Consider the following 24,651-nt stretch of genomic DNA (forward strand, 5'->3'; position numbering starts at 1 on the left):
GCTGGGTGCCGCCGGTCAGCTGCCCGATCTCGTGGATGCCCGCGAAGTTCTGGATCGCGCCGCAGGCCACCAGCACGATCGCCATGATCACGGAGATCGGGATCAGGATGCGGACGGTGCCGCGCACCAGGTCGGCCCAGAAGTTGCCGAGTTCACCGGTGCGCGAGCGGGCGAAACCTCGGACCAGGGCCACTGCCACCGCGATGCCGACGGCCGCTGACAGGAAGTTCTGTACCGCCAGGCCACCGGTCTGGAGCACATGTCCCATGGCCTGTTCGCCGGAGTAGGACTGCCAGTTGGTGTTGGTGACGAAGGAGGCGGCGGTGTTGAACGCCTGGTCCGGGCTAATGGAAGAGAATCCGAGTGAGCCTGGCAGATGTCCCTGGACGCGCTGCAGCAAGTACAGGAACAGCACGCTGACAGCGGAGAAGACCAGGACACCCCGCAGGTAGGCCGGCCAGCGCATCTCGGTATCGGGGTCGGCGCCGATCGCCTTGTAGAGCCACTTTTCGACATGCAGGTGCTTGTCGGAGGAGTAGACCCGGGCCATGTAGTCACCGAGTGGTCGGTATGCGAGACCCAGCGCCACGACGAGGGCGAGCAGTTGGAGCATACCGGAGAGGATGGGGCTCATACCTGTACTCAGAACCTCTCGGGAAAGACGAGGGCGAGAACGAGGTAGACCACCAGGGCCACGGCTACGACGAGACCGATGAAGTTCTCGGCGGTCACAGCTTTGCCACCCCCCTGGCGACGAGAGCCAACAGTGCGAACACTGCGACTGTGGTGACAGCGAAGGCCATGTCGGCCATCGGAGCTCCTGAGTAACGGTCGAGCTAACGGACTTGTCTATCAAGCACGCCGATATCTCTCATATGCCTCACGTTGACGCTCTCTTAACGCCGATAATGCTTCTCCTGACGGCTTCCATACGCCTGGATCCGATAAAGCGGCGGACGTCAGGTGCTCGATCGGTTAAAAGATCAATTGCTTGATCCGACGCGATGATGGTTCAGCATGTCTTTCCAACCTCTCCCGGTTCGTTTGACTGCCTGTCCATCGCGATCCCATCGAGTGCGGAAACGTAGGTCATTGGTTGATCTGGTGTATCCAAATGGGTGACGATGTAGGTCGAACAGACCTTTAATGTGGGCCGCGCGCTATGGATGAACCATCAGTCGATCGTCTTACCCAGCTTTGCTTGCCAGGCCTCTTGGATCGGGAGTTGACGTTGTCTGCTATTCCTGTTGGATTTCCCCAACTGCCCCCGCCTGCCCTGGCGCAGCGGCGTCCGTCTCGTACAGTGCAAGTCGGCTCCGTGGCTGTGGGAGGCGACGCACCCGTCTCGGTGCAGTCCATGACCACCACGAGGACGTCGGACATCGGCGCAACGCTCCAGCAGATCGCCGAGTTGACCGCAGCCGGTTGCCAGATCGTCCGCGTGGCCTGTCCCACGCAGGACGATGCGGACGCTCTGCCTGTGATCGCCGAGAAGTCGCAGATCCCGGTGATCGCGGACATTCACTTCCAGCCGAAGTACGTGTTCGCCGCCATTGACGCGGGGTGTGCGGCGGTGCGGGTGAACCCGGGTAACATCCGGCAGTTCGATGACAAGGTGAAGGAGATTGCACAGGCGGCTGCGGACGCCGGTACATCGATCCGGATCGGGGTGAACGCGGGCTCGCTGGACAAGCGGCTGTTTGAGAAGTACGGCCGGGCGACGCCGGAGGCATTGGTCGAGTCGGCGCTGTGGGAGGCGTCGCTCTTCGAGGAGCACGGTTTCCGCAACATCAAGATCTCGGTGAAGCACAACGACCCTGTTGTGATGGTCAACGCGTACCGGCAACTGGCCGCGCAGTGTGACTACCCGCTGCATCTGGGCGTGACGGAGGCGGGCCCTGCCTTTCAGGGGACGATCAAGTCCGCCGTGGCGTTCGGCGCGCTGCTGTCCGAAGGCATCGGGGACACGATCCGTGTGTCGCTGTCGGCTCCTCCAGTCGAGGAGATCAAGGTCGGGATACAGATCCTGGAATCGCTCGGGCTGCGGCAACGGCGGCTGGAGATCGTGTCGTGCCCGTCGTGCGGGCGGGCGCAGGTCGACGTCTACAAGCTTGCAGATCAGGTGACCGTGGGGCTGGAGGGTATGGAAGTGCCGCTGCGGGTAGCTGTGATGGGCTGTGTCGTCAACGGTCCGGGTGAGGCCCGCGAGGCGGATCTGGGAGTGGCCTCCGGCAACGGCAAGGGGCAGATCTTCGTCAGGGGCGAAGTCATCAAGACCGTGCCCGAGTCGAAGATCGTGGAGACTCTCATTGAAGAGGCCCTGAAGCTCGCTGAGCAGATGGAGAAGAACGGTGTCGCCTCCGGCGAACCGGAGGTCAGCGTCAGCTGACGGCATGTCAATCAGGCTTGCCATTCAATGAGCCGGCCTGGAGCTTCGACATTTGGCCTCGACGGACGGCCGGGTCACGGCGTTCGCCGTCTCAGTGGTACTGCTGGTGGTCGCCGATGACACGCCCAGACGGTCAAGCGGCCCGCGGGACAGCTATATGTGATGCTCGGTGACCTGCACGAGGCCCAGGAATGGCGCAGGAGGCATTTGTGCGGGGGTGGCGCCGGCGTGGGCAACTGAGGTTTTCATTTCGGGGTGACGGTGGATCAGTCCGGGTGTATGCCGGTGGTGAGCTGAACTGGGTTTCGTAGCGGCCCTGAAGCCAGGCTTGATCGCCTCGGCAGCCGGAATCGAAGATCGTCGAGACCCTCATCGAAGAGGCCCAGAAGCTCGCCGAGCAGATGGAGAAGGACGGCGTCCCCTCGGGCACGCCCACCGTCGTCGCCGCCGGCGAGAAGTAGCCCCGGCCGGCCGGAGGCATGGCGGGGACACCTTCGCGTCCCCGCCATCGAGGGCTGCCCGCGGAGCGGAGAGGTAAAGTGCCAGGATCCCATTCCCTGGCCTCCGGCCCGCTACGGTGAGGCAATCCCACACGTGCTGACGACGACCACCACCAAGGTCCTCGAGCCCGGCGACCTCGACGCCGCCCTCGCCGTCCTCGACCGTGAGCCGGTCGCCAACGCCTTCGTCGCCGCCCGGGTCCAGGCCGCGGGACTCGACCCCTGGCGGCTCGGCGGCGAGATGTGGGGCTGGTACGCGGACGGGCACCTCGAATCGCTCTGCTACGCCGGCGCCAACCTCGTCCCCATCTGCGCCGGACCCGAGGCCGTCCGCGCCTTCGCCGACCGCGCCCGCCGGGCCGGCCGCCGCTGCTCCTCCATCGTCGGCCCCGCCGCCCCCACCTCCGCACTCTGGTCGCTCCTCGAACCACACTGGGGCCCGGCCCGTGAGGTCCGCTCCCACCAGCCGCTGATGGTCACCCGGACCCTCCCGGCGGACGTCGAGCCCGACCCGTTCGTCCGCCGCGTCCGCAAAGGCGAGATGGAGACGATCCTGCCCGCGTGCGTGGCCATGTTCACCGAGGAGGTCGGCGTCTCGCCGCTCGCCGGGGACGGCGGGCTCCTCTACCAGGCCCGCGTCGCCGAACTCGTCGGCTCCGGGCGCTCGTTCGCCCGCATCGAGGACGGCCGCGTCGTCTTCAAGGCCGAGATCGGCGCCGCCACCGACCGCGCCTGCCAGATCCAGGGCGTCTGGGTCGCCCCCGAGCACCGCGGCCGCGGCCTGTCCGTCACCGGCATGGCCGCCGTGCTCCGCTACGCCCTGCGGGACGTCGCCCCCGTCGCCAGTCTCTACGTCAACGACTACAACACCGCGGCGCGCGCGGCGTACCGGCGGGTGGGCTTCGTGGAGGACGGCGCGTTCATGAGCGTGCTGTTCTGACCCGGGCCCGCCGGAGCCTGCCGGCCGGGTAGCCTCCGGTCATGGATGACATCGTGGTCGGGCCGCTCGACCTCGCCGCGCGGGTGGACGACGCGCTGGCCGTACAAGCGCTGGCCTTCGGGCTCGGCGCGGAGGAGGTCGGCGTCCGGCGCCACATCGTGCTCCGCCACCTGACCAGCCCCGGTGCGCGGGCCCTCGGGGCGACGACGGAGAGCGGACGGCTGGTCGGTTTCGTCTACGGCATGCCCAACGACCGCCGGCACTGGTGGTCCACCGTCGTCGAGCCGTACCTGCGCGCGACCGGGCACGAGGACTGGCTCGACGACGTCTTCGTGATCACCGAGCTGCACGTCCACCCCGCGTTCCAGAACCGGCGCATCGGGCGCGCGCTCATCACCGCCCTCACCGCCGACGCCCGGGAGCCGCGCTCGATCCTCTCCGCGATCGACACCGAGAGCCCGGCCCGGGCGCTGTACCGGAAGCTGGGCTATCAGGACCTGGCCCGGCAAGTGGTCTTCCCGAGCGCGGTGAGTCCGTACGTGGTGATGGGCGCGCATCTGCCGTTGCTGGGCTGACGGGGCGTCCGGCCGGGGGGCCGGGGGTTGCCCCCGGGAGAACGCGGTCCGAGCGCGGTGAGTCCGTATGTGGTGATAGGGCGGAGCTGCCGTTGCTGGGCTGATGGGGGCGGAGCTGCCGCCGGCGGGGTGGCGGAAATCGAGGTGAGGAGCCGCGGCGTCGCCGCTAACCTCCCCGCATGACCCATGTCCAGCGCCTGTCCACCCTGTTGTTCAAGACCCTGCGCGAGGACCCGGCCGACGCCGAGACCGCCAGCCACCGGCTGCTGGTCCGGGCCGGCTACGTCCGCCGGACCTCCGCGGGCGTGTGGACCTGGCTGCCACTGGGCAAGCGGGTGCTGGACAACGTCGCGCGGGTGGTCCGCGAGGAGATGGACGCCATCGGCGGACAGGAGGTCCTGCTCCCCGCGCTGCTCCCCAAGGAGCCGTACGAGGCCAGCGGGCGCTGGAAGGAGTACGGCGACCTCCTGTTCCGCCTCCGGGACCGCAAGGGCGCCGAGTACCTGCTCGGTCCCACGCACGAGGAGGTCTTCGCCCTCACGGTCAAGGACCAGTGCACGTCCTACAAGGACCTGCCCGTGATCCTCTACCAGGTCCAGAACAAGTACCGCGACGAGGCGCGGCCCCGCTCGGGCGTCCTGCGCGGCCGCGAGTTCCTGATGAAGGACGCGTACTCCTTCGACGTCACGGACGAAGGGCTGGCCGAGTCGTACCGGCTCCACCGGCAGGCCTACGCGCGGATCTTCGAGCGGCTCGGGCTGGACCACCGGATCGTCTCCGCCGTCTCCGGCGCGATGGGCGGCTCGGCGTCCGAGGAGTTCCTCGCCCCGGCGGCGGCCGGGGAGGACACGTTCGCGGACTGCCCGCGGTGCGACTACGCGGCCAACACCGAGGCGGTCACCGTGGCCGTCGAGCCCGTCGTCGCGGACGGGGTGCCGGCGCCGCGGGAGCTGGACACCCCCGGGACCCCCACCATCGAGGCGCTCGCCGCGCACCTGGACGTGCCCGCCTCGGCGATCCTCAAGAACGTCCTCGTCAAGGTCGACGGCGAGATCGTGGCCGTCGGCGTGCCCGGCGACCGCGAGGTGGACCTCGGCCGGCTCGCCGAGCACCTCGCCCCCGCGGAGGTGGAGCTGGTCACCGCGGACGACTTCGCCGGCCGGCCGGAGCTGGTGCGCGGCTACGTGGGCCCGCAGGGGCTCGACGTGCCGTACTTCGCCGACCCCCGGGTGGCGCCCGGCACGGCCTGGATCACCGGGGCCAACAAGCCGGACGCGCACGTGCGCGACGTCGTCTGCGGGCGCGACTTCACGGTCGGCCGGTACCTCGACGCGGTCGTCGTCGAGCCGGGCGACCCCTGCCCGCGCTGCGGCGCCGGGCTGGAGATCGGCCGGGCCATCGAGATCGGCCACATCTTCCAGCTGGGGCGCAAGTACGCCGACGCGTTCGGGCTGGACGTCCTCGGGCCGGAGGGCAAGCCGGTGCGGGTCACGATGGGTTCGTACGGCATCGGCGTCTCACGGGCCGTCGCGGCGCTCGCCGAGCAGACGCACGACGAGCGCGGGCTGTGCTGGCCGCGCGAGGTCGCCCCGGCGGACGTCCATGTCGTCGCGGCCGGGAAGGCGGGGCAGGTTCTCGAACTCGCCCTGGATGTCGCGGCGTTGCTCGCCGACGCGGGGGTGCGGGTGCTGGTGGACGACCGGACGGGGGTCTCGGCGGGGGTGAAGTTCGCGGACGCGGAGCTGATCGGGGTGCCGTTGCTTTTGATCGTGGGGCGGGGTGCGGCCGAGGGCCGCGTCGAGCTGAAGGACCGGCGGTCGGGGGAGCGGTGGGATGTCACGGTGGAGGAGGCGGTGGCGCGCCTTACGGCGGATTGAGCCCCAGCCCCGCCCTTTCACCGTTTCCCGGGGAGGCCCCGGACCCCAACTGCCCTTCGGGCAGTGTCCTCAAGCTCCCCCAGAGGGGGTACCCCCAGACGGGCTGGGTTGGCTACAGCAGCGCCGCGAACTCCAGCAGCATCTCGTTCCGTTCCCGCACTCCCGTCTCCACCGAGCGGAACAGGGCCCAGCCCCGCAGCCGTTCCCGGTCCACGTCCAGGGAATCCGCCAGTTTGGCGATCCGGCGGCGGGCGATGGCCGCGGCGCCGGGGGAGGCCAGCAGTGTGTCGGCGCGGTCGCGGACGAGCGAGGCCAGGTCGTAGGCGCGGTCGCCGACCAGCGGGCGCGGCGAGACGGCCAGCCACGGCGTGCGGTCGGCCGCGAGGACCTTGCCCTGGCAGTAGTCGCCGTGCAGCAGCGCCCCCGGCTCACCGCCCGCCAGCGCGTCCCGCACCTCCAGCGCCTCGTCCACGAGGGAACGGGCCTCCACGGCCCAGGTGTCCGCCCGCAGCTCCTCGGCCAGGGCGGCCGTGCGCGCGTCGACGGACGGGAACGGGGAACCGGCCGGCGGCGCGACCCACAGCCGCTGGAGCGTCGCCGACGCCTCCAGCAACGCCTTCTGCTCGGGCAGCGACCGCAGGCTCACGTCGCCGTGCAACCGCTCCAGCAGCAGCGCCCCCGCCTCCGGCTCGGCCCGCAGGACCCGCACCGCGCCGAACCCGTTCCAGTGCTCCAGCGCGGCGAGTTCGGCCCCGGCGCGGCCGTCGGGGAGGGCGAGCTTGAGCACGGCCGGAGTGCCGTCGGCGCACCGGGCGAGGACGGCCATGCTGGAACGTCCGCCCGGCGTCTGCACCCGTTCGGGTGTCAACTCCCAGCGCTCCAGGTACTCCTGAGCGGTCATCGGGAGGCCCGCGAGCCACTGCCGCGCGCCCTCCGTCGCGCCTGCCGCGCGCACCAACCGCTCCGGCGGTTCGAGGCGGTCGTTCGCTTGGCCCATCCCTGTGCTGTCCCTTTCGTTCTTGCTGGTCAGGGCCGTGCCGTGGGGGAAGTCCGCTCGGCGAGCCCAGGGAAGGCTACGCCAGTGCCGCGCCAGCGGACCGCCCGCACCGCCGCCTCGCGCAGCGCGGCCGCCGCCTCGGTGCGCAGGCCGCCCCGGGCCGCCGGCACGAGGTCGGCGTAGACGGCGGCCACCCGGTTCTCCAGCTCCGCCGCCAGGCGCACGGCGGCGTCCTCGTCCGGCACGGGGAACGGCAGGGCGTACGCCGCGGCGGCCGCCGCCGGAGTGCCGCCCAGGTCGCGGACCGCGCGCCGCATGGCGTCCCGGCGGGCGCGGTGCGCCTCGTACGCCTCACGGGCCTCCTTGGCCCGGTCCTCGGCGACCCGGGCACCGACGACCCCGTACCCGTACACGGCGGCGTACTCGGCGGCCAGCGCGGCCTGCGCGGCGGTCAGGGCGGGGGAGTCCGTCATGCCTCCACCCCCAGCAGATAGGCGTGGGCCGCGCCCGCGGCGGCCACCGAGGCGAGGAGGCGGGCGAGTTCGGGCGAGGCCGAGCCGAGGGCCGCGGCCCGGTCGTCGGCGGTGCGCCGCTCGGCGTCGGCGAGCGCCGCCAGCGCGGCCTTCGCGTCCCGGGGGGCGGACGACGAGGGCGGGGCGGAGGGCGCGGAGGAGCCGAACGCCTCGGCGTGCCGGGCGACTTCGGCCCGCAGCGGCCGCAGCCGCCCGGCGAGCCCGGCGTGCGCGGCGATCGTCGCGTCGTACGCGGCCAGCAGCGCCGTCGAGTCCCGGCCGGCCCGGGCGCGCAGCCGCTCCTCGGCGCGGGCGCGCTCGTCGGCCGCGCCGTCCTGCCGCCCGCCGGAGCAGCCGGCGAGCAGCACCGCCGCGCCCCCCGCCAGCAGCGTCCGTCTGCGCGGGCCGGTGCCGGCCCGCGTCGTCGTCGTGAGCGCCACGTTCCTCTTTCCGCCGTCTCCCCTGATGATCACCGCACGTGAGCGTACCGGCGCGCCGCCGGGCGGCACGGACGAGGCACCGAATCGTCAGTCGGCTGCCGGAACAGATAGGCTTTGACCTGACACGCGACTTTCCCACAACAGCACACGCGGCCGAGGAGTCACCCGGATGAGCACCACCCAGAGCGAGCGGCTGCGCGAGCTGCTCGCCCCTCTCGTCAGCGCACGGGAGCTGGATCTGGAAGAGGTCGAAGTGACACCGGCCGGCAAGCGCCGTGTGCTGCGGGTCGTGGTGGATTCCGACGAGGGCGTCCAACTGGACGCGTGCGCGGAACTGAGCCGCGAGATCTCCGCGAAGCTCGACGAGACGGACGTGATGGGCGGTGACCCCTACGTTCTGGAGGTCACTTCGCCCGGCGCCGACCGTCCCCTGACGCAGCACCGCCACTACGTGCGTGCCGCCGGGCGCCTGATCAAGGCCCAGCTCACCGAGGGCGGCGAGCTGGTCGCGCGCATCGTGGGCGTGGACGACGAGGGGCTCGACCTGGAGGTCCCCGGCGTCAAGGGCCGCAAGCCCACCGCGCGCCGCCTGGCGTTCGCGGACATCGCGAAGGCCCGTGTGGAGATCGAGTTCAACCGCCCGGGGGCCGAGAAGGCCTCAGCCGGGACCGACGAGAGCCAAGAGGAGGCGTAGCCGTGGACATCGACATGAGTGCCCTGCGGGGTCTGGTGCGAGAGAAGGAGATCTCCTTCGACCTGCTGGTCGAGGCGATCGAGTCGGCCCTCCTCATCGCCTACCACCGCACCGAGGGAAGCCGCCGCCGGGCCCGCGTGGTGCTCGACCGGGAGACCGGCCACGTGACGGTGTGGGCCAAGGAGGATCCGCAGGACCTCGCCGAGGGCGAGGAGCCGAAGGAGTTCGACGACACCCCGTCCGGCTTCGGCCGGATCGCCGCGACCACCGCGAAGCAGGTCATCCTCCAGCGCCTGCGCGACGCCGAGGACGAGATCACTTTCGGTGAGTTCGCCGGCCGCGAGGGCGACGTCGTCGCGGGCGTCGTCCAGCAGGGCAAGGACCCCAAGAACGTCCTGGTGGACATCGGCCGGCTGGAGGCCATCCTGCCGGTGCAGGAGCAGGTGCCCGGCGAGGAGTACACGCACGGCACCCGGCTGCGCACCTACGTCGTGCGGGTGGCCAAGGGCGTCCGCGGCCCGTCCGTGACGCTCTCGCGCACCCACCCGAACCTGGTGAAGAAGCTCTTCGCCATGGAGGTCCCGGAGATCGCGGACGGCTCGGTGGAGATCGCCGCCATCGCCCGTGAGGCCGGTCACCGCACCAAGATCGCCGTCCGGTCCACCCGTTCCGGCCTGAACGCCAAGGGCGCCTGCATCGGCCCGATGGGCGGCCGGGTCCGCGCGGTCATGGCCGAGCTGCACGGCGAGAAGATCGACATCGTCGACTGGTCGGACGACCCCGCCGAGCTGGTGGCGCACGCGCTGTCGCCCGCGCGGGTGAGCAAGGTCGAGGTCGTGGACCTCGCCGCCCGCTCCGCCCGGGTGACCGTGCCGGACTACCAGCTCTCCCTCGCCATCGGCAAGGAGGGGCAGAACGCCCGGCTCGCCGCGCGGCTGACCGGCTGGCGGATCGACATCCGCCCGGACACCGAGCAGCAGGACAAGCCGGAGTAAGCAGGCGCGAGGAGGCGGCCGGGGGCGCACGGGAGCGAAGTCATGGGGCTTCGTGGTTCCGCGCCCCCGGCCGCTCCCGGCGTGGCCATGAAGTGGACGTGGCCGATCTGTCCCCCAAAGGGGTGCGGTCGGCTCGGGGAGGTAGACTTAATCAGTGTCTGGCCGGACGCATGCCCGCGTATGCCCTGAACGCACCTGTGTGGGGTGCCGGGAGCGAGCGGCCAAGGGCGATCTGCTGCGGATCGTGCTGATCGAGGACGCCTGCGTCCCCGATCCTCGCGGTACGCTGCCCGGCCGGGGTGCCTCCGTGCACCCCGCACTGGTCTGTCTCGATCTGGCGGTCCGCCGCCGGGCGTTCCCCAGGGCCTTCAGGGGCCGAGGACCGCTCGACACGGCGGAGCTGCGGCAATACGTCGAGCGGATCGAGCAGCAGAAGAGTTAGGCCCCGCGTCAGCGGGGATGTCCCAGGCACGGGTATCCGTGCTGTCAGGTACCTCGCGAGTTGGAAGTAGGTCGAGATTGCGATGAGCACTCGATGAGTACGCGATGAGTACGCCCATGAAGTAGCGACGGTCCGGTTGACAACCCGGACCTAGAAGGAGCGAAGTGGCTAAGGTCCGGGTATACGAACTCGCCAAGGAGTTCGGAGTGGAGAGCAAGGTCGTCATGGCCAAGCTCCAAGAACTTGGTGAATTCGTCCGTTCGGCGTCCTCGACGATCGAGGCGCCGGTCGTCCGCAAGTTGACTGACGCGCTGCAGGGGCCCGGCGGCAACGCCGGCAAGTCCGCTGCCAAGCCCGCGGCGCCGCGCAAGGCGGCCCCCGCGAAGCCGGCCGCGCCCGGAGTGGGCGCGGCCGCTCGGGACGGCCGCCGTCACGCTGGCCGTCCCGAGCGCGCCCCGCGCGCCGGTGGCCAGGGCGCGCCGCGTCCCGGCGCCCGTCCGGCCGGTCCCCGTCCGGGCAACAACCCCTTCACCTCCGGTGGCTCCACCGGCATGGCCCGTCCGCAGGCTCCCCGTCCGGGTGGCGCCCCGCGTCCGGGTGCCGGAGGCCCCGGTGCCCCGCGTCCGCAGGGCGGTCCCGGCGGTGCCCCGCGCCCGCAGGGCGGCGCTCCGCGTCCGACCCCCGGCGGCATGCCCCGTCCGCAGGCTCCCGGTGGCGCACCCCGTTCCGCCGGAGGCCCCGGCGCCCCGGCCGGTAACCGCCCGAACCCGGGCATGATGCCGCAGCGTCCCGCTGCCGGCCCGCGTCCGGGCCCCGGCGGTGCCGGTCGTCCCGGTGGTGCCGGTCGTCCCGGTGGTGGCGGCGGCGGTCGTCCCGGCTTCGCCGGTCGTCCGGCCGGTCCGGGCGGCGGCGGTCGTCCGGGCGGCGGCGGCTTCGCCGGCCGTCCCGGTGGCGGTGGCCCCGGTGGTGGCGGCGGCTTCGGCGGCGGTCGTCCCGGTGGCTTCGGCGGTCGTCCCGGTGGCCCGGGTGCCCGTGGTGGCACGCAGGGTGCCTTCGGCCGTCCCGGTGGTCCGGCCCGTCGTGGCCGCAAGTCCAAGCGTCAGCGTCGCCAGGAGTACGAGGCCATGCAGGCCCCGTCCGTGGGCGGCGTGATGCTGCCGCGCGGCGGCGGCGAGACCATTCGCCTGTCGCGTGGTGCGTCGCTGACCGACTTCGCGGAGAAGATCGGCGCCAACCCGGCGTCGCTCGTCGCCGTGATGATGAACCTCGGCGAGATGGTCACCGCGACCCAGTCGGTGTCCGACGAGACGCTGCAGCTCCTCGGCGGCGAGATGAACTACACGGTTCAGATCGTCAGCCCCGAGGAGGAGGACCGCGAGCTGCTCGAGTCCTTCGACATCGAGTTCGGCGAGAACGAGGGCGGCGAGGAGATGCTCGTCGCGCGTCCGCCGGTCGTGACCGTCATGGGTCACGTCGACCACGGAAAGACGCGACTCCTCGACGCGATCCGCAAGACCAACGTGGTCGCGGGCGAGGCCGGTGGCATCACCCAGCACATCGGTGCCTACCAGGTCGCGACCGAGGTCAACGACGAAGAGCGCAAGATCACCTTCATCGACACCCCGGGTCACGAGGCGTTCACCGCCATGCGTGCCCGTGGTGCGAAGTCGACCGACATCGCGATCCTCGTGGTGGCGGCCAACGACGGTGTCATGCCGCAGACGATCGAGGCCCTGAACCACGCCAAGGCGGCCGACGTGCCGATCGTGGTCGCGGTCAACAAGATCGACGTCGAGGGCGCCGACCCGACCAAGGTGCGCGGTCAGCTCACCGAGTTCGGTCTGGTGGCCGAGGAGTACGGCGGCGACACGATGTTCGTCGACATCTCCGCCAAGCAGGGTCTGAACATCGACAAGCTGCTCGAGGCCGTCGTCCTCACCGCCGACGCCGCGCTCGACCTGCGCGCCAACGCGGAGCAGGACGCGCAGGGCATCGCGATCGAGGCCCACCTCGACCGCGGCCGCGGCGCCGTGGCCACCGTCCTCGTCCAGCGCGGTACCCTCCGCGTCGGCGACACGATGGTCGCCGGTGACGCGTACGGCCGTGTCCGCGCGATGCTCGACGACAAGGGCCAGAACGTGGAGGAGGCGGGTCCGTCGACCCCGGTCCTCGTCCTCGGTCTGACCAACGTCCCGGGCGCCGGCGACAACTTCCTCGTCGTCGACGAGGACCGCACGGCCCGCCAGATCGCCGAGAAGCGCGCCGCGCGCGAGCGCAACGCCGCCTTCGCCAAGCGCACCCGCCGGGTGTCCCTCGAGGACCTTGACAAGGTGCTCAAGGCCGGTCTGGTGCAGGATCTCAACATCATCATCAAGGGCGACGCGTCCGGTTCGGTGGAGGCCCTCGAGTCCTCGCTGCTCCAGCTCGACGTCGGCGAAGAGGTCGAGATCCGCGTGCTGCACCGCGGTGTGGGTGCGGTCACCGAGTCGGACATCAACCTGGCGACCGGCTCCGACGCCATCGTCATCGGCTTCAACGTCCGTGCCGAGGGCCGTGCCACGCAGATGGCCGAGCGCGAGGGCGTGGACGTCCGGTACTACTCGGTCATCTACCAGGCGATCGAGGAGATCGAGGCGGCCCTCAAGGGCATGCTGAAGCCGGAGTACGAAGAGGTCGAGCTCGGTACGGCGGAGATCCGCGAGGTCTTCCGCTCGTCCAAGCTGGGCAACATCGCGGGTGTCCTCATCCGCTCCGGCGAGGTCAAGCGCAACACCAAGGCGCGCCTCATCCGCGACGGCAAGGTCGTGGCCGAGGACCTCACCATCGTCGGTCTGCGTCGCTTCAAGGACGACGTCACCGAGATCCGCGAGGGCTTCGAGGGTGGTATCAACCTCGGAAACTTCAACGACATCAAGGTCGACGACGTCATCGCGACGTACGAGATGCGCGAGAAGCCGCGCGGCTGATCGCACTGATCGCGCCGGGGCCGGTCGGCGGGTGGAATATCCCGTCGATCGGCCCCGGCCGTTGCGTGTACGGTTTCGAATGAGCCGTACGAATCACGGACACCGACGGCCCCACGGGTGGCATTGAAACCCGCACTGCATGTACGTAGGGACACTGTCCTTCGACCTCCTCCTCGGCGACGTACGGTCGCTGAAGGAGAAGCGCTCCGTCGTCCGCCCGATCGTCGCCGAACTGCACCGCAAGTACGCGGTGAGCGTGGCGGAGGTCGGAGACCAGGACCTCTACCGCAGGGCCACCATCGGCCTCGCGGCGGTCTCCGGCGACATGGGGCACCTCACGGACCTGCTGGACCGCTGCGAGCGCTGGGTCGCCGCACGTCCTGAAGTGGATCTGCTGTCCGCGCGGCGGCGGTTCCACGGCGAGCACGACGACTGAAACATCAAGAAGGAGAAGGACCAGTGGCCGACAACGCTCGGGCGAAGAAGCTGGCGGACCTCATCCGGGAGGTGGTCGCCCAGAAGCTGCAGCGCGGAATCAAGGACCCGCGCCTCGGTACGCACGTGACCATCACGGACACCCGGGTCACCGGCGACCTGCGGGAGGCGACGGTCTTCTACACGGTCTACGGCGACGACGAGGACCGGGCCGGCGCGGCCGCCGGGCTGGAGAGCGCCAAGGGCATGCTGCGCTCGGCGGTCGGGAAGGCGGCGGGCATCAAGTTCACGCCGACCCTGACCTTCGTGGCGGACGCCCTCCCGGAGAACGCCCGGACCATCGAGGACCTGCTCGACCGCGCCCGTGCCTCGGACGCGCAGGTGCGCGAGGCGTCCTCGGGCAAGGGCTACGCCGGCGAGGCGGACCCGTACCGCAAGCCGGGCGACGAGGACACGACCGCCTGATGAATCGCACGCCTACCCCGGACGGCCTGGTCATCGTCGACAAGCCGGCCGGCTTCACCTCGCACGACGTGGTCGCCAAGATGCGCGGCATGGCGAGGACCCGCCGCGTCGGCCACGCGGGGACGCTCGACCCGATGGCGACCGGCGTGCTCGTCCTCGGCGTCGAGCGGGCCACCAAGCTCCTCGGTCACCTCGCGCTGACCGAGAAGGAGTACGTGGCGACCATCCGTCTCGGCCAGAACACCGTGACGGACGACGCCGAGGGCGAGATCACCTTGTCCGCCGACGCCTCCGGGGTGACCCGCGAGGCGATCGACGCCGGCGTCGCCAGGATGACCGGGGACATCATGCAGGTCCCCTCCAAGGTCAGCGCCATCAAGATCGACGGCAAGCGCTCCTACAAGCGGGCGCGGGAGGGCGAGGACTTCGAGATCCCGGCCCGCCCGGTGACGGTCTCCTCCTTCACCGTGCACGCCGTCCACCCGGCCGAGGCCGAGGACGGCACCCCGGTGCAGGACATCCTGGTCTCCGTCGTCTGCTCGTCCGGCACCTACGTCCGCGCGCTCGCCCGCGACCTGGGCGCGGACACCGGCGTCGGCGGCCACCTGACGGCGCTGCGGCGCACCCGCGTCGGCCCCTACCGGATCTCCGACGCGCGCACCCTCGACCAGCTCCAGGAGGAGCTGGCCGTGATGCCCGTGGCCGAGGCCGCCGCGGCCGCGTTCCAGCGCTGGGACGTGACCGCGGAGCAGGCCAAGCTGCTGGGCAACGGCGTGCGGGTCCGGGTGCCGCTCTTCGAGGGCAGCGGTCCGATCGCCGTCTTCGGGCCGGACGGCCGCTTCCTCGCGCTGGTGGAGAACCAGGGCGGGCGGGCCAAGAGCCTCGCCGTCTTCGGCTGAGCCGCCGTCTTGCGGCCGTCGCGGCCGGACACCGTGGGGCGGGGCGCGTGACCGCGCTCCGCCCCACGACCCCCCTCCCTTCTCTATCCATCTGATACGCCGGATTCACCCCAACGGGCAGGCGCTCGGAGTGAACCAAGGGGGTGCAAGGGGGCGCGTTCGGCCCGCGATCTGTCCCGCCGATCAACCGCTGCCTACCGTCGGAACGTACGGGCGTTTGGCTGCCGCCATCACCGCGTTCTCCCGGGGGACATCCCCCGGACGCAGGCCGGGACCACGGGCCCGCGGGGCGCGGTGGACCGGCAACGCGCGGCGGGCCTCGGTACTGCGTGTCGGGCGTACGGCGGGGAGGTTCGGCGGATGAGCGGTCGGCGGACCGATGCTGACGAGTCCTTGGTGCGCATCAGGGACCTGGCGGGGCGGCGGCGCGGGACGGGCTTCGCCGTCGACGACCGCTCCACCCTGATCACCAGCCACGAGGCCGTGGACGGCCTGGCCTGCCTGGTCCTGCACGCCGCCGGGGACCGCACCGTGATCGTCGGGGCCGACGCCGTCACCCCGCTGCCCGAGTGCGACCTGGCGATCGTCCGCACCGAGGGGCTGAGCGTCCCGCCGCTGGCCGTCGCCGCGGCCCCCGAGGTCGCGACCGGTACCTCGGTCCGGCTGCGCGCCGGCCGCTGGCACGACGCCCGCGTCGTCGGCGACCCCCTGGTGACCTACACCGCCACCGACCGCTTCCACCTCCTCGGCACCGCCCTGGAGCTCTCCCTCCCCGAGCGGACCCCGCTGCGGCTCGGCGAGGAGGCCACCGGCGGGCCCGTGCTGGACACGCGCACCGGAGCGGTGGTCGCCGTCCTCGGTACCGCGCTGCACTCCGAGCGCCGGGCCGGCGGCTTCGCGATCCCGCTGCGGGTCACGGCCGCCACCGACCCCGGCGGCCCGCTCGCCGGGATCCTGGAGCGGAACGCGGCGACCGTCCCCGCGTGGGGCCGCGACCTCAACCTCGCGGGGGCGCTCCAGCTCACCGGCACCTCGCTCGGCTCCGTGGTCACCCCCCGCACCTGGCGCGAGCCCGTCGAACGGCCGGAAATGGTGCGGGAGTTCGCCCACTTCCTGGCCGGGTCGCGGGAGCCGGACGGGCGCGTGCTGACCCGCGCGGGGGAGAGCGCCGCCGACGTCCCGCCCTACGTCCTCGGCCTGGTCGGCGAGCCCGGCACGGGCCGGACGACCGAGCTCGGCGCGCTCGCCGCCCGGCGCTCGCGCGGCGCCGAGCCCGCCCCCACGCTCTGGCTGCGCGGCGCCGACCTGCGCGCGGACGACGTGAGCGTGCGCGACGCCGTCGAGCGGGCGCTGAAGGCCGCGGGCCGCATCGTCACCGCCTCGGCCGGCCCCGGCAGCACCGTCGGCGACACCTCCACCGCCACCCCCGAGGCCGTCGCGGAGCTCGGCCACCGGGTGGGACGGCCCCTGCTGATCCTCCTCGACGGCCCCGAGGAGATGCCGCCGCTGCTCGCCCACGCGCTGCCCGCCTGGACCGAGGCGTCCGCGCACTGGCTGGAGCGGACCGGCACCCGGATGGTCGTCGCCTGCCGCCCCGAGCACTGGGAGACCGCCGGCGCCCTCTTCCCGCCCGGGGCCCTGCGCTCCGCGGTCACCGCCCTGGGCACCGGCAGCCCCGCGATCACCGCCGCGGTCCCGGCCTCCCTCCCGCCCTGCGTCCGGATCGCCGGGCTCACCCCCGACCTCGCCGGGGAGGTCCGCGCCTCCTACGGCGTCCCCGCCGACGCCCTCGCCCCCGCCGACGCCGGCCACCCGCTGGCCCTGCGGCTGCTCGCCGAGGTCCGCGCGGCCCTCCCGGACGGCGCGGAGGGCGCGGCCGGGGACGATGCCCCCGACCGCTGGGACGTCTTCGCCGCCCACCTCGACCTCGTCTGCCTGCGGATCGCGGTCCGGCTGGCCGCCGCCCGGCGGCCCCCGCTGCGCGGCACCGCCGTCCGCCGGCTGGCCGCCAAGGTGGCCGGGCAGGTCCACGAGGCGGCCCGGCAGTGCCTGGGGCCCGGCCAGGGCGAGCTGGAACGAGAAACGTTCGAGCAGCTCTTCCCCTGGCGCACCGGCTGGGCCTCCGCCGTCCTCACCGAGGGGCTGCTCGTCCCGGCCGGCAGTGGCTACCGCTTCGCCCACGAGGAGTTCGCCGACTGGCTACACGGCACGCACCTCGATCTCGACGCCGCCCTGCACGCCCTGGTCCACCGCTGGTACGAGCCCGAGGGCCCGCCCGCCGAGGCCGTCGTCCGGCTGCCCTCCCGGCGCGGCGGCGAGCCCGCCCCCGTGTCCGAGGGCCATGTCCCGCCCCCGCCCGGTTCCCGCACGCCCCCCAGGCGCCGGGGCAAACGCGGTGCCGCCCGGGAGGCGCAGCCCACCCCGCTGCCCGTCCCGCGGCACCGCGTCGGCCCCGTCCTCCAGGCCCTCCTGCTCCTCGGCCGCCGCTCGGGCCCCACCGAGCTCTCCCGCCGCATGACCGCCCTGGTGCACGCCGTGGAGACGCTCTCGGTCCCCGGGAACGGCCCCGGCCCGCTCCCCGACCCCACCTGGTGGGCCGCGCACCTGCTGCGCGAGACGCTGCTCCGGGTCCCCGACGCCACCGGCTACCTCCCCGTCCTCCGCCTCCTCGCCGAGCGCGTCACCGCCTGCGCGCGCTCCGCCGGCGGCTTCGACAGCGGCGACACCGCCGCCCTGGGCGGCCTCACCCGGTTCGGCCCGGCCTTCTGGCTCCAGCTGCCGCTCGGCCTCGCCGACCGCCTCGACCTGCTGCGGCTGCTCGTCCCCGCCGACGGGCCGCCACCCGGCGCGGCCGGCACGGCGCCCCAGCCGGCGCCGACGGACCGCTTCCTGCCGGCCGCGGCCGCCCTCCTCGGCGACAACCCCTGCACCGCCCAACCCCTGATCTGCCGCTGGTTCGCCGACGACCGCCCGCTGCTCACCGCGCCGGACGCCGACGGCGAGTTCGCCGCGCCCACCGTCGCCACCGCCGCGCAGGCCCTGCTCCACACCCACCGCCGGCGCGCCGTCGACGACCTCACCGATGCCCTCGTCGGCGCCGCGCACCCGCGCGCCGACGAGCTGCTGGCCGCCCTCGCCGAGGACGAGCCCTCCGCGCTGTGCCGGGCGGTCGACCGCTGGGCCCACGACGACCGCGTCGAACTGCACGTCGCCGCCGCCGCGTACGGGCTCAAGGCCGTGGCCCACGTCACCAGCGACGCCGACCGCGAGCTGCTGCGCTACTCCGCGCTCGCCCTGCTCGCCCGCCCCGCCGAGGGCGCCCTGCACGGCACGGCCCTCGCCGTGCTCGTCCGCGACCGGCAGACCCGGGCCAAGCACCTGGCCGAGGCCATCGCCCGGTTCACCGCGGGCGACCCGAACGTGCCGGCCGACGCGCTGGCCGCCGCCCTGTCCACCCACCCCGAGCCCGTCCTCGCCGCCTTCCGGGCCCGGCTCTACCAGCCCGGCGAGGCCCCGGGGGACGTGCTGCGCACCCTCGCCCGGATCACCAACCCGGCGCTCGCCCGCCGGGCGGCCTCGCTCGTCCGCGAGCACGTCGAGCACCGGCCCGACAACGCCCCGCACGTGGCGGCCTTCATCGACCACCGGCTGGAGGAGGGCTCCGCCGCCCGCGCCGTCCTCTTCCCGCTCGTCAGCCACATGCTGCGCACCCGGCCCGCACAGGTCCGGCGGGGCCTCGCCCCGGTGCTCGCCGCGCCCGGGACGCCGGTCTCCCGCGCCCTGCGGCGCGAGCTGCTGGAGGTGCTGCTGGAGCGGGAGGAACAGGAGACGGACGAGCAGGACCTCACCGTCGCCGACGCCCTGCTGCGCGCCCTGGCCGAGGGCGTGGCCGAGCGGGCCGACATCCGCACCCGGGAACTGGTGCTCCGCACCGGCCTGCTGATGACCCGCACCACCGAGGGCGCGGCCCACTTCGACCGGCGGCTCGTCCAGCTCGCCCGCGAGGTCCCGGTCTTCGGCGCCCGGCTGCGCAGGTGGCTGGCGACCGCCCCCGCCGAGTGGGCGCCCTTCCTGGGCCCCGGCGCGCGGGTCCGGCTGACCGCCGGGGGCGCGCGGGAGGGCGCGGACCTCGTGGGCGGGAGCCCTGGAACCCCGGCCGATGCGGACCGCCGGCAACCGGCATGGCACTCTTAGACCTGCGTAATCGACAGACAAGAGTTCGGGTTCGGGCGAGGAGCGGGCACAGTGCAGCGCTGGCGTGGCTTGGAGGACATCCCCCAGGACTGGGGGCGCAGCGTCGTCACCATCGGCTCGTACGACGGTGTCCACCGCGGGCACCAGGTGATCATCGGTCGTGCGGTGGAGCGGGCGCGCGAGCTGGGGGTGCCGTCGGTCGTGGTGACCTTCGACCCGCACCCCATGGAGGTCGTGCGGCCGGGCAGCCACCCGCCGCTGCTGGCCCCCCACCACCGGCGGGCCGAGCTGCTCGCGGAGCTGGGCGTGGACGCGGTGCTGGTGCTCCCCTTCACGGCGGAGTTCTCCAAGCTGCCCGCGGCCGACTTCGTGGTCAAGGTGCTGGTCGACAAGCTGCACGCGAAGCTGGTCGTCGAGGGGCCGAACTTCCGCTTCGGCCACCGGGCGGCGGGGAACGTGGCCCTGCTGGAGGAGCTCGGCGCGACGTACGACTACGGCGTCGAGGTCGTCGGTCTCAAGCTGACCGGTGAGGGGGGTGCCGACGAGGGCGGGGAGGCGTTGCCGTTCTCCTCCACTCTTACGCGTCGGCTCGTCGCCGAGGGCGACGTCGAGGGCGCGATGGAGGTCCTCGGCCACCCGCACCGGGTCGAGGGCATCGTGGTCCGCGGCGCGCAGCGCGGGCGCGAGCTGGGCTTCCCGACGGCGAACCTTGAGACGCTGCCGCACACGGCGATTCCGGCGGACGGGGTGTACGCCGGGTGGCTGGTGGTGGGGGGCGAGTCGATGCCGGCGGCGATCTCGGTCGGCACGAACGTGCAGTTCGACGCGACGGAGCGGACGGTGGAGGCGTACGCGATCGATCGCGTGGACCTCGATCTGTACGGGCTGCATGTCGCGGTCGATTTTCTGGCGTATCTGCGGGGGATGGAGAAGTTCGACTCCGTCGAGGCGTTGCTGGAGCGGATGGCTGATGACGTGAAGCGGGCGCGGGAGTTGGTGGCTGCGCGCGGGGCGCGCGGGGCGCGCTGAGAGCGCGTCTGGTGAGGGCTCTGCGGGGGCCTCCGTGGGTGGGTTCGGCCCGGGGGTGCGCCGCGGTGGGTGGGCGGGAATTGGATGTGCCCCGGACCCTCCCTTTCACCGTTTCTTCCGGGGCGGGCCCCCGGGCCCGACACCGCGCTTCGCGCGGTGAGCGGGGGCTCCGCCCCCTGCACCCCCACCGGGGCTCCGCCCCTGGGCCCCGTTTCGGGGCTCTGCCCCGGACCCCTCATCGCGGCTCCGCCGCTCGTCCTCAAACGCCGGACAGGCTGATCCAGCCCGTCCGGCGTTTGAGGACAGCGCCCGAAGGGCGCTTCAGGGATCTAGAGGGCGGAGCCCCGGAAGAAACGGTGAAAGTGGGGGTGCCCCCTCTGAGGGAGGGTCCGGGGCGTACAACTCCCCACCCCCGCCCACCACTCACCCCTGCGGCGGCTGCGGCTGCTGCCAACCCCCGTACGGGTTGTAACCCCCCGGCTGCGGCGGCACCGCCCCCGGCATCGGCTGAGCCGGCGGCTGCGGCTGCCCGTAACCACCCGGCACCGGACCCGGCGCCGCATGAGGAACCGGCGCCGGCCCTCCGCCCGCCCCCCACAGCCCCTGCTGCTGCTGGGCCCGGACGAAGTCCTCCGCCACCATCGCGGCCAGCGTGAAGTACGACTCCCGCGTCTTCGGCCGCATCATCTCCAGGTCCAGCTCGGCCCCGGCCGCCAGGTGCTCGTCGAACGGCACCACGACCACGCCCCGGCACCGGGTCTCGAAGTGGGAGACGATGTCCTCCACCTTGATCATCTTGCCGGTCTCCCGGACCCCCGAGATGACCGTGAGGCTGCGCCCCACCAACTCGGCGTACCCGTGCGCCGAGAGCCAGTCGAGCGTGGTGCTCGCGCTGCTCGCGCCGTCCACGGACGGGGTGGAGACGATGATCAGCTGGTCCGCGAGGTCCAGGACCCCGCGCATCGCGCTGTAGAGCAGTCCCGTCCCGGAGTCCGTCAGGATGATCGGGTACTGACGGCCGAGGACGTCTATGGCCCGCCGGTAGTCCTCGTCGTTGAACGTGGTCGACACCGCCGGGTCCACGTCGTTGGCGATGATCTCCAGCCCGGACGGCGCCTGCGAGGTGTAACGGCGGATGTCCATGTAGCTGTTGAGGCCGGGAATGGCCTGCACCAGGTCACGGATGGTCGCGCCCGTCTCGCGCCGCACCCGGCGCCCGAGCGTGCCCGCGTCCGGGTTGGCGTCGATCGCGAGGATCTTGTCCTGCCGCTCGTTGGCGAGGGTCGCGCCGAGGGCGGTGGTGGTCGTGGTCTTGCCGACGCCGCCCTTGAGGCTGATGACCGCGATGCGGTAGCAGGACAGGACGGGCGTGCGGATCGTCTCCAGCTTGCGCTGCCGCTCCGCCTCCTCCTTCTTGCCGCCGAACTTGAACCGGCCCGAACTCTGCTTCCGCGGCTTGGGCTTGCTCTTGAGCAGCCGCTCCGAGGACAGCTCCACGGCGGCCGTGTACCCCAGCGGCGCCCCGTGCACGGAGCGCTGGCGCTGCTCGGGCGTCACGGTCGGCCAGCCACCGGCCCGCGGGTCCACGGGACCGGCGGGCGGCACCTCGGCGGCGGGCGCCTCGGCCGGGGGCAGCGCGCCCGGCCCCTGCTGTGGCTGTGGCTGTGGCGCGTACGCACCGGGAAGCGCGGGGGGCTGCGCCGACGCGCCGTCCCCGACGGGGTGTGGAAAACCGTACCCGCCCTGCGGCACGCCCGGGGTGCCCTCGGCGGGACGGGGGAACCCGTATCCGCTCTGCGGAGTGCTGCCCGTTCCGGCCTCGCCCGGAGCGGGTGGGGCGGCCGGGGCGGCTGGGGTGCCGTAATCCCCCTGCGGGAGGGCTGCGTTCGGTGCGGGTGCCCCGGCGGGTCGGGGGATCCCCGTACCGGCGTCCGCCGGAGCCGGAGCGGCCGGCCGCGCGGGAGTGCCGTAACCGCCCTGCGGAGCAGCGGCATTCGGCGCCTCACCCGCCGGCTGCGCCGAGTTGCCCGGCGCCCCGTAACCGCCCTGCGCCCCCGGCTGTACGGGCGCGGGCGCACCCTCCCCGGCGGGCGCCGGGAAGCCGTACGCCCCCTGGGGCGCGGCCGGCGGCAGCGCCGGAGGCGCGGGCCGACCCGCGGGCGGCAGCGCGAAGTCGCCCTGCGCGGCCGGCGGCTGGGGAGCGGGCGGCTGCGGGGCGGGCGCGGCGGGCGTCGCCCCGTACGCCGGGAGGGCGGGGGCACCCTGCTCCGCCCCCGGAGCCGGAGCGGGCGTGCCGTAACCACCCGGCGCGGGCGCCGGGTTGACGCCCGGCTGCCACGGCGCGGCGGAGGCGTTGCCCTCCGGCGGCGTCGCGGGCTGGAAATTGGGCGGGAGCGGCGGCAGGGACGAGGGCGGGGCCGACGGCGGACTCCAGGACTCGGTGGACGCGTTGGGCGCGTCGGGGGACTCGGACGGCGCGTCCGTCTCGCCGCCCGCCGCCGTCCCGGCGCGGTTTTGCAGGGACGCGGGGGAGAACCGCATCGTCCCCTCGCCGCGCAGCCGGCCGTCGTCCTCCCGCTCGTCGCCGTCCTGGGGATCCGCCTCCGGACCCCCGGACGTTTCAGGCGACTTGTCGGTTTCATCGGGCTCCGGTGCGCGAGCGGTGATCTCGTCCCGCAACGCGGCCGCGGAGAACCGCATCGTGCCGGGCGTCTTCTCGCCGGCGGACGCCGGCTCCTCGGCGGGCGGCGGGGCGGCATCCGCCGGAGCGGCCGGGGGCGCCGGCGCCTCCGCCGGAGGCGCGGCCGGAGGAGGCGGGGGCGTCGCCGCGGACGGCGTCGTCTGGACGTACCACGCGGGCGGCGTGTAGTCGATGGTGAACTCGCCCGTGTGCTCCTGCTCCTGGTCCTGCTCGTGGTCGGCGTCGGACCGGTTCTCGCCGGCTGTGGTCCCGGCCGCGCGGATCTCGTCCCGATCGCTGCTCACAATGCCTCCTGCTGGTGTGGTCCGGCGCCTGGCGGAATCGCCTGCCGGCGCGGACCGTTCCCGTGGTCCCCGCCGCCCGGTTTCCCCATGCGTCACGCTGCGGGCCCCCGGCGTCGGGTTCTCCATGCGTACGGTCATCAAGACTAATCGTCATCCGTAGCACTGCGGCAGGCCCGCTCGACCGGAACCGGGTCCCGGCCCGAGCGGCCGGACAACGGGCGCCGTCAACCCCGGTTTGACGCATGGGTAGGCTCATGCACCTGTTTTCCACAGCAACGGGGGAGTTGCCGAAACATGGAACCGCTGCACCGGGGGGATCCCCGGTGGATCGGCCCGTACGCCGTCGTGACCCGGTTCGACGCCGCGACGGGCGCCGCGCACGCCGCCGCGCCGTTCGCCGGGCGCCGCTTCGTCGCACGGAGCCCGGAGGGCGACCGTACGGTCCTGGCCTGCCTGCCGTCGCAGGACGCCGACCCTCTCCGCTTCCGCGCGGAAGCGGACGCCGCCCGGCGGCTGTTCGGGCCCTGGACCGCCACCGTGGACGACGTACGGGCGGACCCTGACCCCTGGTACACGGTCCCCTACCTGCCGGGCCTCCCACTGCCCGCGGCGCTCGCCGCGCACGGCGGTCCGCTGCCGGAGGGCACGGTCCGCGCGCTGGGCGCCGCGCTCGCCGAGGCCCTCGCCGCCGTGCACGCGACGGGCGCCGCGCACGCCGGCCTCTCCCCGGCGGCCGTCCTGCTGAGGGCCGACGGCCCGCTGCTCACCTGCTACGGCGCCCTGCGCGCGGTGGTCCCGGAACGACGGGCGGGCCTCGCCCCGGGGGCCGTGGCCCCGGAACTGCTCGCGGGGGACGCACCGCTGCCGCCGGGCGACGTGTTCGCGCTGGGCGCCGTCCTGGCGTACGCGGCGACCGGGCACACCGTTCCCGAGCGGGACGAGATCCCCGAGGGCCTGCGGGCCGTCATCCCGGCCTGCCTGTCGAGGGATCCGGGTCGTAGGCCCCATATCGGGTCATTGCGGGACGAGTTGGCGGGGCCGGTCGTGCCTGCCGTGCCGGTCGTGCCTGCCGTGCCCGCCGCGTCCGCCGGCTTCGGGCCCGCGCCCGCCGCGTTCGATCCCGACTCGTCGCCCGGAACCCCGCGTCCGACCGTCCTCGACGGCGGGCCGGGCAGGGCGGCCGCCCTCCTGACCCCCGGCTGGCTGCCCGCCCGGGTCGTCGCCGCTCTCGTCCGGCAGTCCGCCGAACTGCTCGCCGCCGAGCCGGCGCCGACGGCCTGACCGCCACGTTCATTCCCTTCTTCTCACCCCGGACAG

Annotated in this window: 20 protein-coding genes; 14 read left to right on the top strand and 6 right to left on the bottom strand. The window is 73.2% G+C overall.

The features are described from left to right. A partial coding sequence (locus tag I5Q34_RS07010) for a potassium-transporting ATPase subunit KdpA (protein ID WP_199891264.1) occupies positions 1-634 on the bottom strand: 634 nt, incomplete at its 3' end. Positions 635-642: 8 nt separating this feature from the next. Next, positions 643-732 (bottom strand): K(+)-transporting ATPase subunit F, encoded by a 90-nt coding sequence (gene kdpF / locus I5Q34_RS07015; RefSeq protein ID WP_199891265.1) that lies wholly within the window; start codon positions 730-732, stop codon positions 643-645. Positions 733-1,231: 499 nt separating this feature from the next. Between kdpF and ispG the strand changes: the two genes are divergently transcribed. The 4 genes from ispG (at position 1,232) to I5Q34_RS07035 (ending at position 6,281) form a co-directional block, all read left to right on the top strand. Beyond that, positions 1,232-2,389, top strand: coding sequence for a flavodoxin-dependent (E)-4-hydroxy-3-methylbut-2-enyl-diphosphate synthase (ispG, locus tag I5Q34_RS07020; protein WP_199891347.1), 1,158 nt, complete (start codon positions 1,232-1,234; stop codon positions 2,387-2,389). 594 nt (positions 2,390-2,983) lie between these two features. Beyond that, positions 2,984-3,829, top strand: coding sequence for a GNAT family N-acetyltransferase (locus tag I5Q34_RS07025; RefSeq protein WP_199891266.1), 846 nt, complete (start codon positions 2,984-2,986; stop codon positions 3,827-3,829). Between the two features lie 41 nt (positions 3,830-3,870). After that, positions 3,871-4,404, top strand: coding sequence for a GNAT family N-acetyltransferase (locus I5Q34_RS07030; protein ID WP_199891267.1), 534 nt, complete (start codon positions 3,871-3,873; stop codon positions 4,402-4,404). 179 nt (positions 4,405-4,583) lie between these two features. After that, positions 4,584-6,281: a proline--tRNA ligase gene (locus I5Q34_RS07035; RefSeq protein ID WP_199891268.1), complete on the top strand. Its 1,698-nt coding sequence runs from the start codon at positions 4,584-4,586 to the stop codon at positions 6,279-6,281. Between the two features lie 112 nt (positions 6,282-6,393). On the opposite strand, the gene I5Q34_RS07040 is transcribed toward I5Q34_RS07035, so the two are convergent. From I5Q34_RS07040 to I5Q34_RS07050, 3 genes are read right to left on the bottom strand one after another with little or no spacing between them, the layout of a single operon-like run. Then, positions 6,394-7,278 carry an aminoglycoside phosphotransferase family protein gene (locus tag I5Q34_RS07040; protein ID WP_199891269.1) on the bottom strand — a complete coding sequence of 295 codons (885 nt, stop codon included), beginning with the start codon at positions 7,276-7,278 and terminating at the stop codon, positions 6,394-6,396. Positions 7,279-7,307: 29 nt separating this feature from the next. Further along, positions 7,308-7,751 (bottom strand): ferritin-like domain-containing protein, encoded by a 444-nt coding sequence (locus I5Q34_RS07045; RefSeq protein WP_199891270.1) that lies wholly within the window; start codon positions 7,749-7,751, stop codon positions 7,308-7,310. Beyond that, on the bottom strand, positions 7,748-8,230 hold the full coding sequence (locus tag I5Q34_RS07050; RefSeq protein WP_199891348.1) for a hypothetical protein: 483 nt from the start codon (positions 8,228-8,230) through the stop codon (positions 7,748-7,750). Before I5Q34_RS07050 ends, I5Q34_RS07045 begins: the two co-directional genes overlap by 4 nt. A 169-nt stretch (positions 8,231-8,399) precedes the next feature. On the opposite strand from I5Q34_RS07050, the gene rimP reads away from it, so the two are divergent. The 9 genes from rimP (at position 8,400) to I5Q34_RS07095 (ending at position 20,349) form a co-directional block, all read left to right on the top strand. After that, positions 8,400-8,924, top strand: coding sequence for a ribosome maturation factor RimP (rimP, locus tag I5Q34_RS07055; protein ID WP_199891271.1), 525 nt, complete (start codon positions 8,400-8,402; stop codon positions 8,922-8,924). Between the two features lie 2 nt (positions 8,925-8,926). Next, positions 8,927-9,919, top strand: a complete 993-nt coding sequence (nusA, locus tag I5Q34_RS07060; RefSeq protein WP_199891272.1) for a transcription termination factor NusA — start codon at positions 8,927-8,929, stop codon at positions 9,917-9,919. A 154-nt stretch (positions 9,920-10,073) separates the two neighbouring features. Next, a complete protein-coding gene (locus tag I5Q34_RS07065) occupies positions 10,074-10,361 on the top strand; it encodes a YlxR family protein (protein ID WP_199891273.1) in 288 nt (95 codons plus the stop codon). A 164-nt stretch (positions 10,362-10,525) separates the two neighbouring features. Then, entirely contained in the window at positions 10,526-13,327 is a 2,802-nt protein-coding gene (gene infB / locus I5Q34_RS07070; protein ID WP_199891274.1) for a translation initiation factor IF-2, read from the top strand. Between the two features lie 139 nt (positions 13,328-13,466). Continuing rightward, positions 13,467-13,763 carry a DUF503 domain-containing protein gene (locus I5Q34_RS07075; protein ID WP_199891275.1) on the top strand — a complete coding sequence of 99 codons (297 nt, stop codon included), beginning with the start codon at positions 13,467-13,469 and terminating at the stop codon, positions 13,761-13,763. 23 nt (positions 13,764-13,786) lie between these two features. Further along, positions 13,787-14,227 carry a 30S ribosome-binding factor RbfA gene (rbfA, locus tag I5Q34_RS07080; protein ID WP_199891276.1) on the top strand — a complete coding sequence of 147 codons (441 nt, stop codon included), beginning with the start codon at positions 13,787-13,789 and terminating at the stop codon, positions 14,225-14,227. Continuing rightward, positions 14,227-15,126 (top strand): tRNA pseudouridine(55) synthase TruB, encoded by a 900-nt coding sequence (gene truB / locus I5Q34_RS07085; RefSeq protein WP_199891277.1) that lies wholly within the window; start codon positions 14,227-14,229, stop codon positions 15,124-15,126. The genes rbfA and truB overlap by 1 nt, the downstream gene beginning before the upstream one ends. Positions 15,127-15,486: 360 nt before the next feature. Next, positions 15,487-19,320, top strand: a complete 3,834-nt coding sequence (locus tag I5Q34_RS07090) for a trypsin-like peptidase domain-containing protein (protein WP_234428461.1) — start codon at positions 15,487-15,489, stop codon at positions 19,318-19,320. Positions 19,321-19,371: 51 nt separating this feature from the next. After that, positions 19,372-20,349 (top strand): bifunctional riboflavin kinase/FAD synthetase, encoded by a 978-nt coding sequence (locus I5Q34_RS07095; RefSeq protein WP_199891279.1) that lies wholly within the window; start codon positions 19,372-19,374, stop codon positions 20,347-20,349. Positions 20,350-20,772: 423 nt separating this feature from the next. Here the strand turns inward: I5Q34_RS07095 and I5Q34_RS07100 are convergent, their stop codons facing one another. Beyond that, the gene (locus I5Q34_RS07100; protein WP_199891280.1) at positions 20,773-23,334 is read right to left on the bottom strand and encodes an SCO5717 family growth-regulating ATPase; all 2,562 of its coding nucleotides are present in this window, start codon (positions 23,332-23,334) and stop codon (positions 20,773-20,775) included. Positions 23,335-23,628: 294 nt separating this feature from the next. On the opposite strand from I5Q34_RS07100, the gene I5Q34_RS07105 reads away from it, so the two are divergent. Continuing rightward, complete coding sequence (locus I5Q34_RS07105) at positions 23,629-24,615, top strand: serine/threonine protein kinase (RefSeq protein WP_199891281.1); 987 nt, start codon at positions 23,629-23,631, stop codon at positions 24,613-24,615. The last annotated feature ends 36 nt before the right edge of the window (positions 24,616-24,651 follow it).

Source organism: Streptomyces sp. AV19 (assembly GCF_015999245.1).
GTDB lineage: Bacteria > Actinomycetota > Actinomycetes > Streptomycetales > Streptomycetaceae > Streptomyces.

What these genes read in the sequence shown, in the direction of transcription:
- I5Q34_RS07075 (WP_199891275.1), top strand. Translation starts at nt 13,467, where the DNA reads ATGTACGTAGGGACACTGTCCTTCGACCTCCTCCTCGGCGACGTACGG.
- I5Q34_RS07045 (WP_199891270.1), bottom strand. Translation starts at nt 7,751, where the DNA reads ATGACGGACTCCCCCGCCCTGACCGCCGCGCAGGCCGCGCTGGCCGCC.
- I5Q34_RS07035 (WP_199891268.1), top strand. Translation starts at nt 4,584, where the DNA reads ATGACCCATGTCCAGCGCCTGTCCACCCTGTTGTTCAAGACCCTGCGC.
- I5Q34_RS07105 (WP_199891281.1), top strand. Translation starts at nt 23,629, where the DNA reads ATGGAACCGCTGCACCGGGGGGATCCCCGGTGGATCGGCCCGTACGCC.
- I5Q34_RS07040 (WP_199891269.1), bottom strand. Translation starts at nt 7,278, where the DNA reads ATGGGCCAAGCGAACGACCGCCTCGAACCGCCGGAGCGGTTGGTGCGC.
- I5Q34_RS07090 (WP_234428461.1), top strand. Translation starts at nt 15,487, where the DNA reads ATGAGCGGTCGGCGGACCGATGCTGACGAGTCCTTGGTGCGCATCAGG.
- truB (WP_199891277.1), top strand. Translation starts at nt 14,227, where the DNA reads ATGAATCGCACGCCTACCCCGGACGGCCTGGTCATCGTCGACAAGCCG.
- rimP (WP_199891271.1), top strand. Translation starts at nt 8,400, where the DNA reads ATGAGCACCACCCAGAGCGAGCGGCTGCGCGAGCTGCTCGCCCCTCTC.
- I5Q34_RS07030 (WP_199891267.1), top strand. Translation starts at nt 3,871, where the DNA reads ATGGATGACATCGTGGTCGGGCCGCTCGACCTCGCCGCGCGGGTGGAC.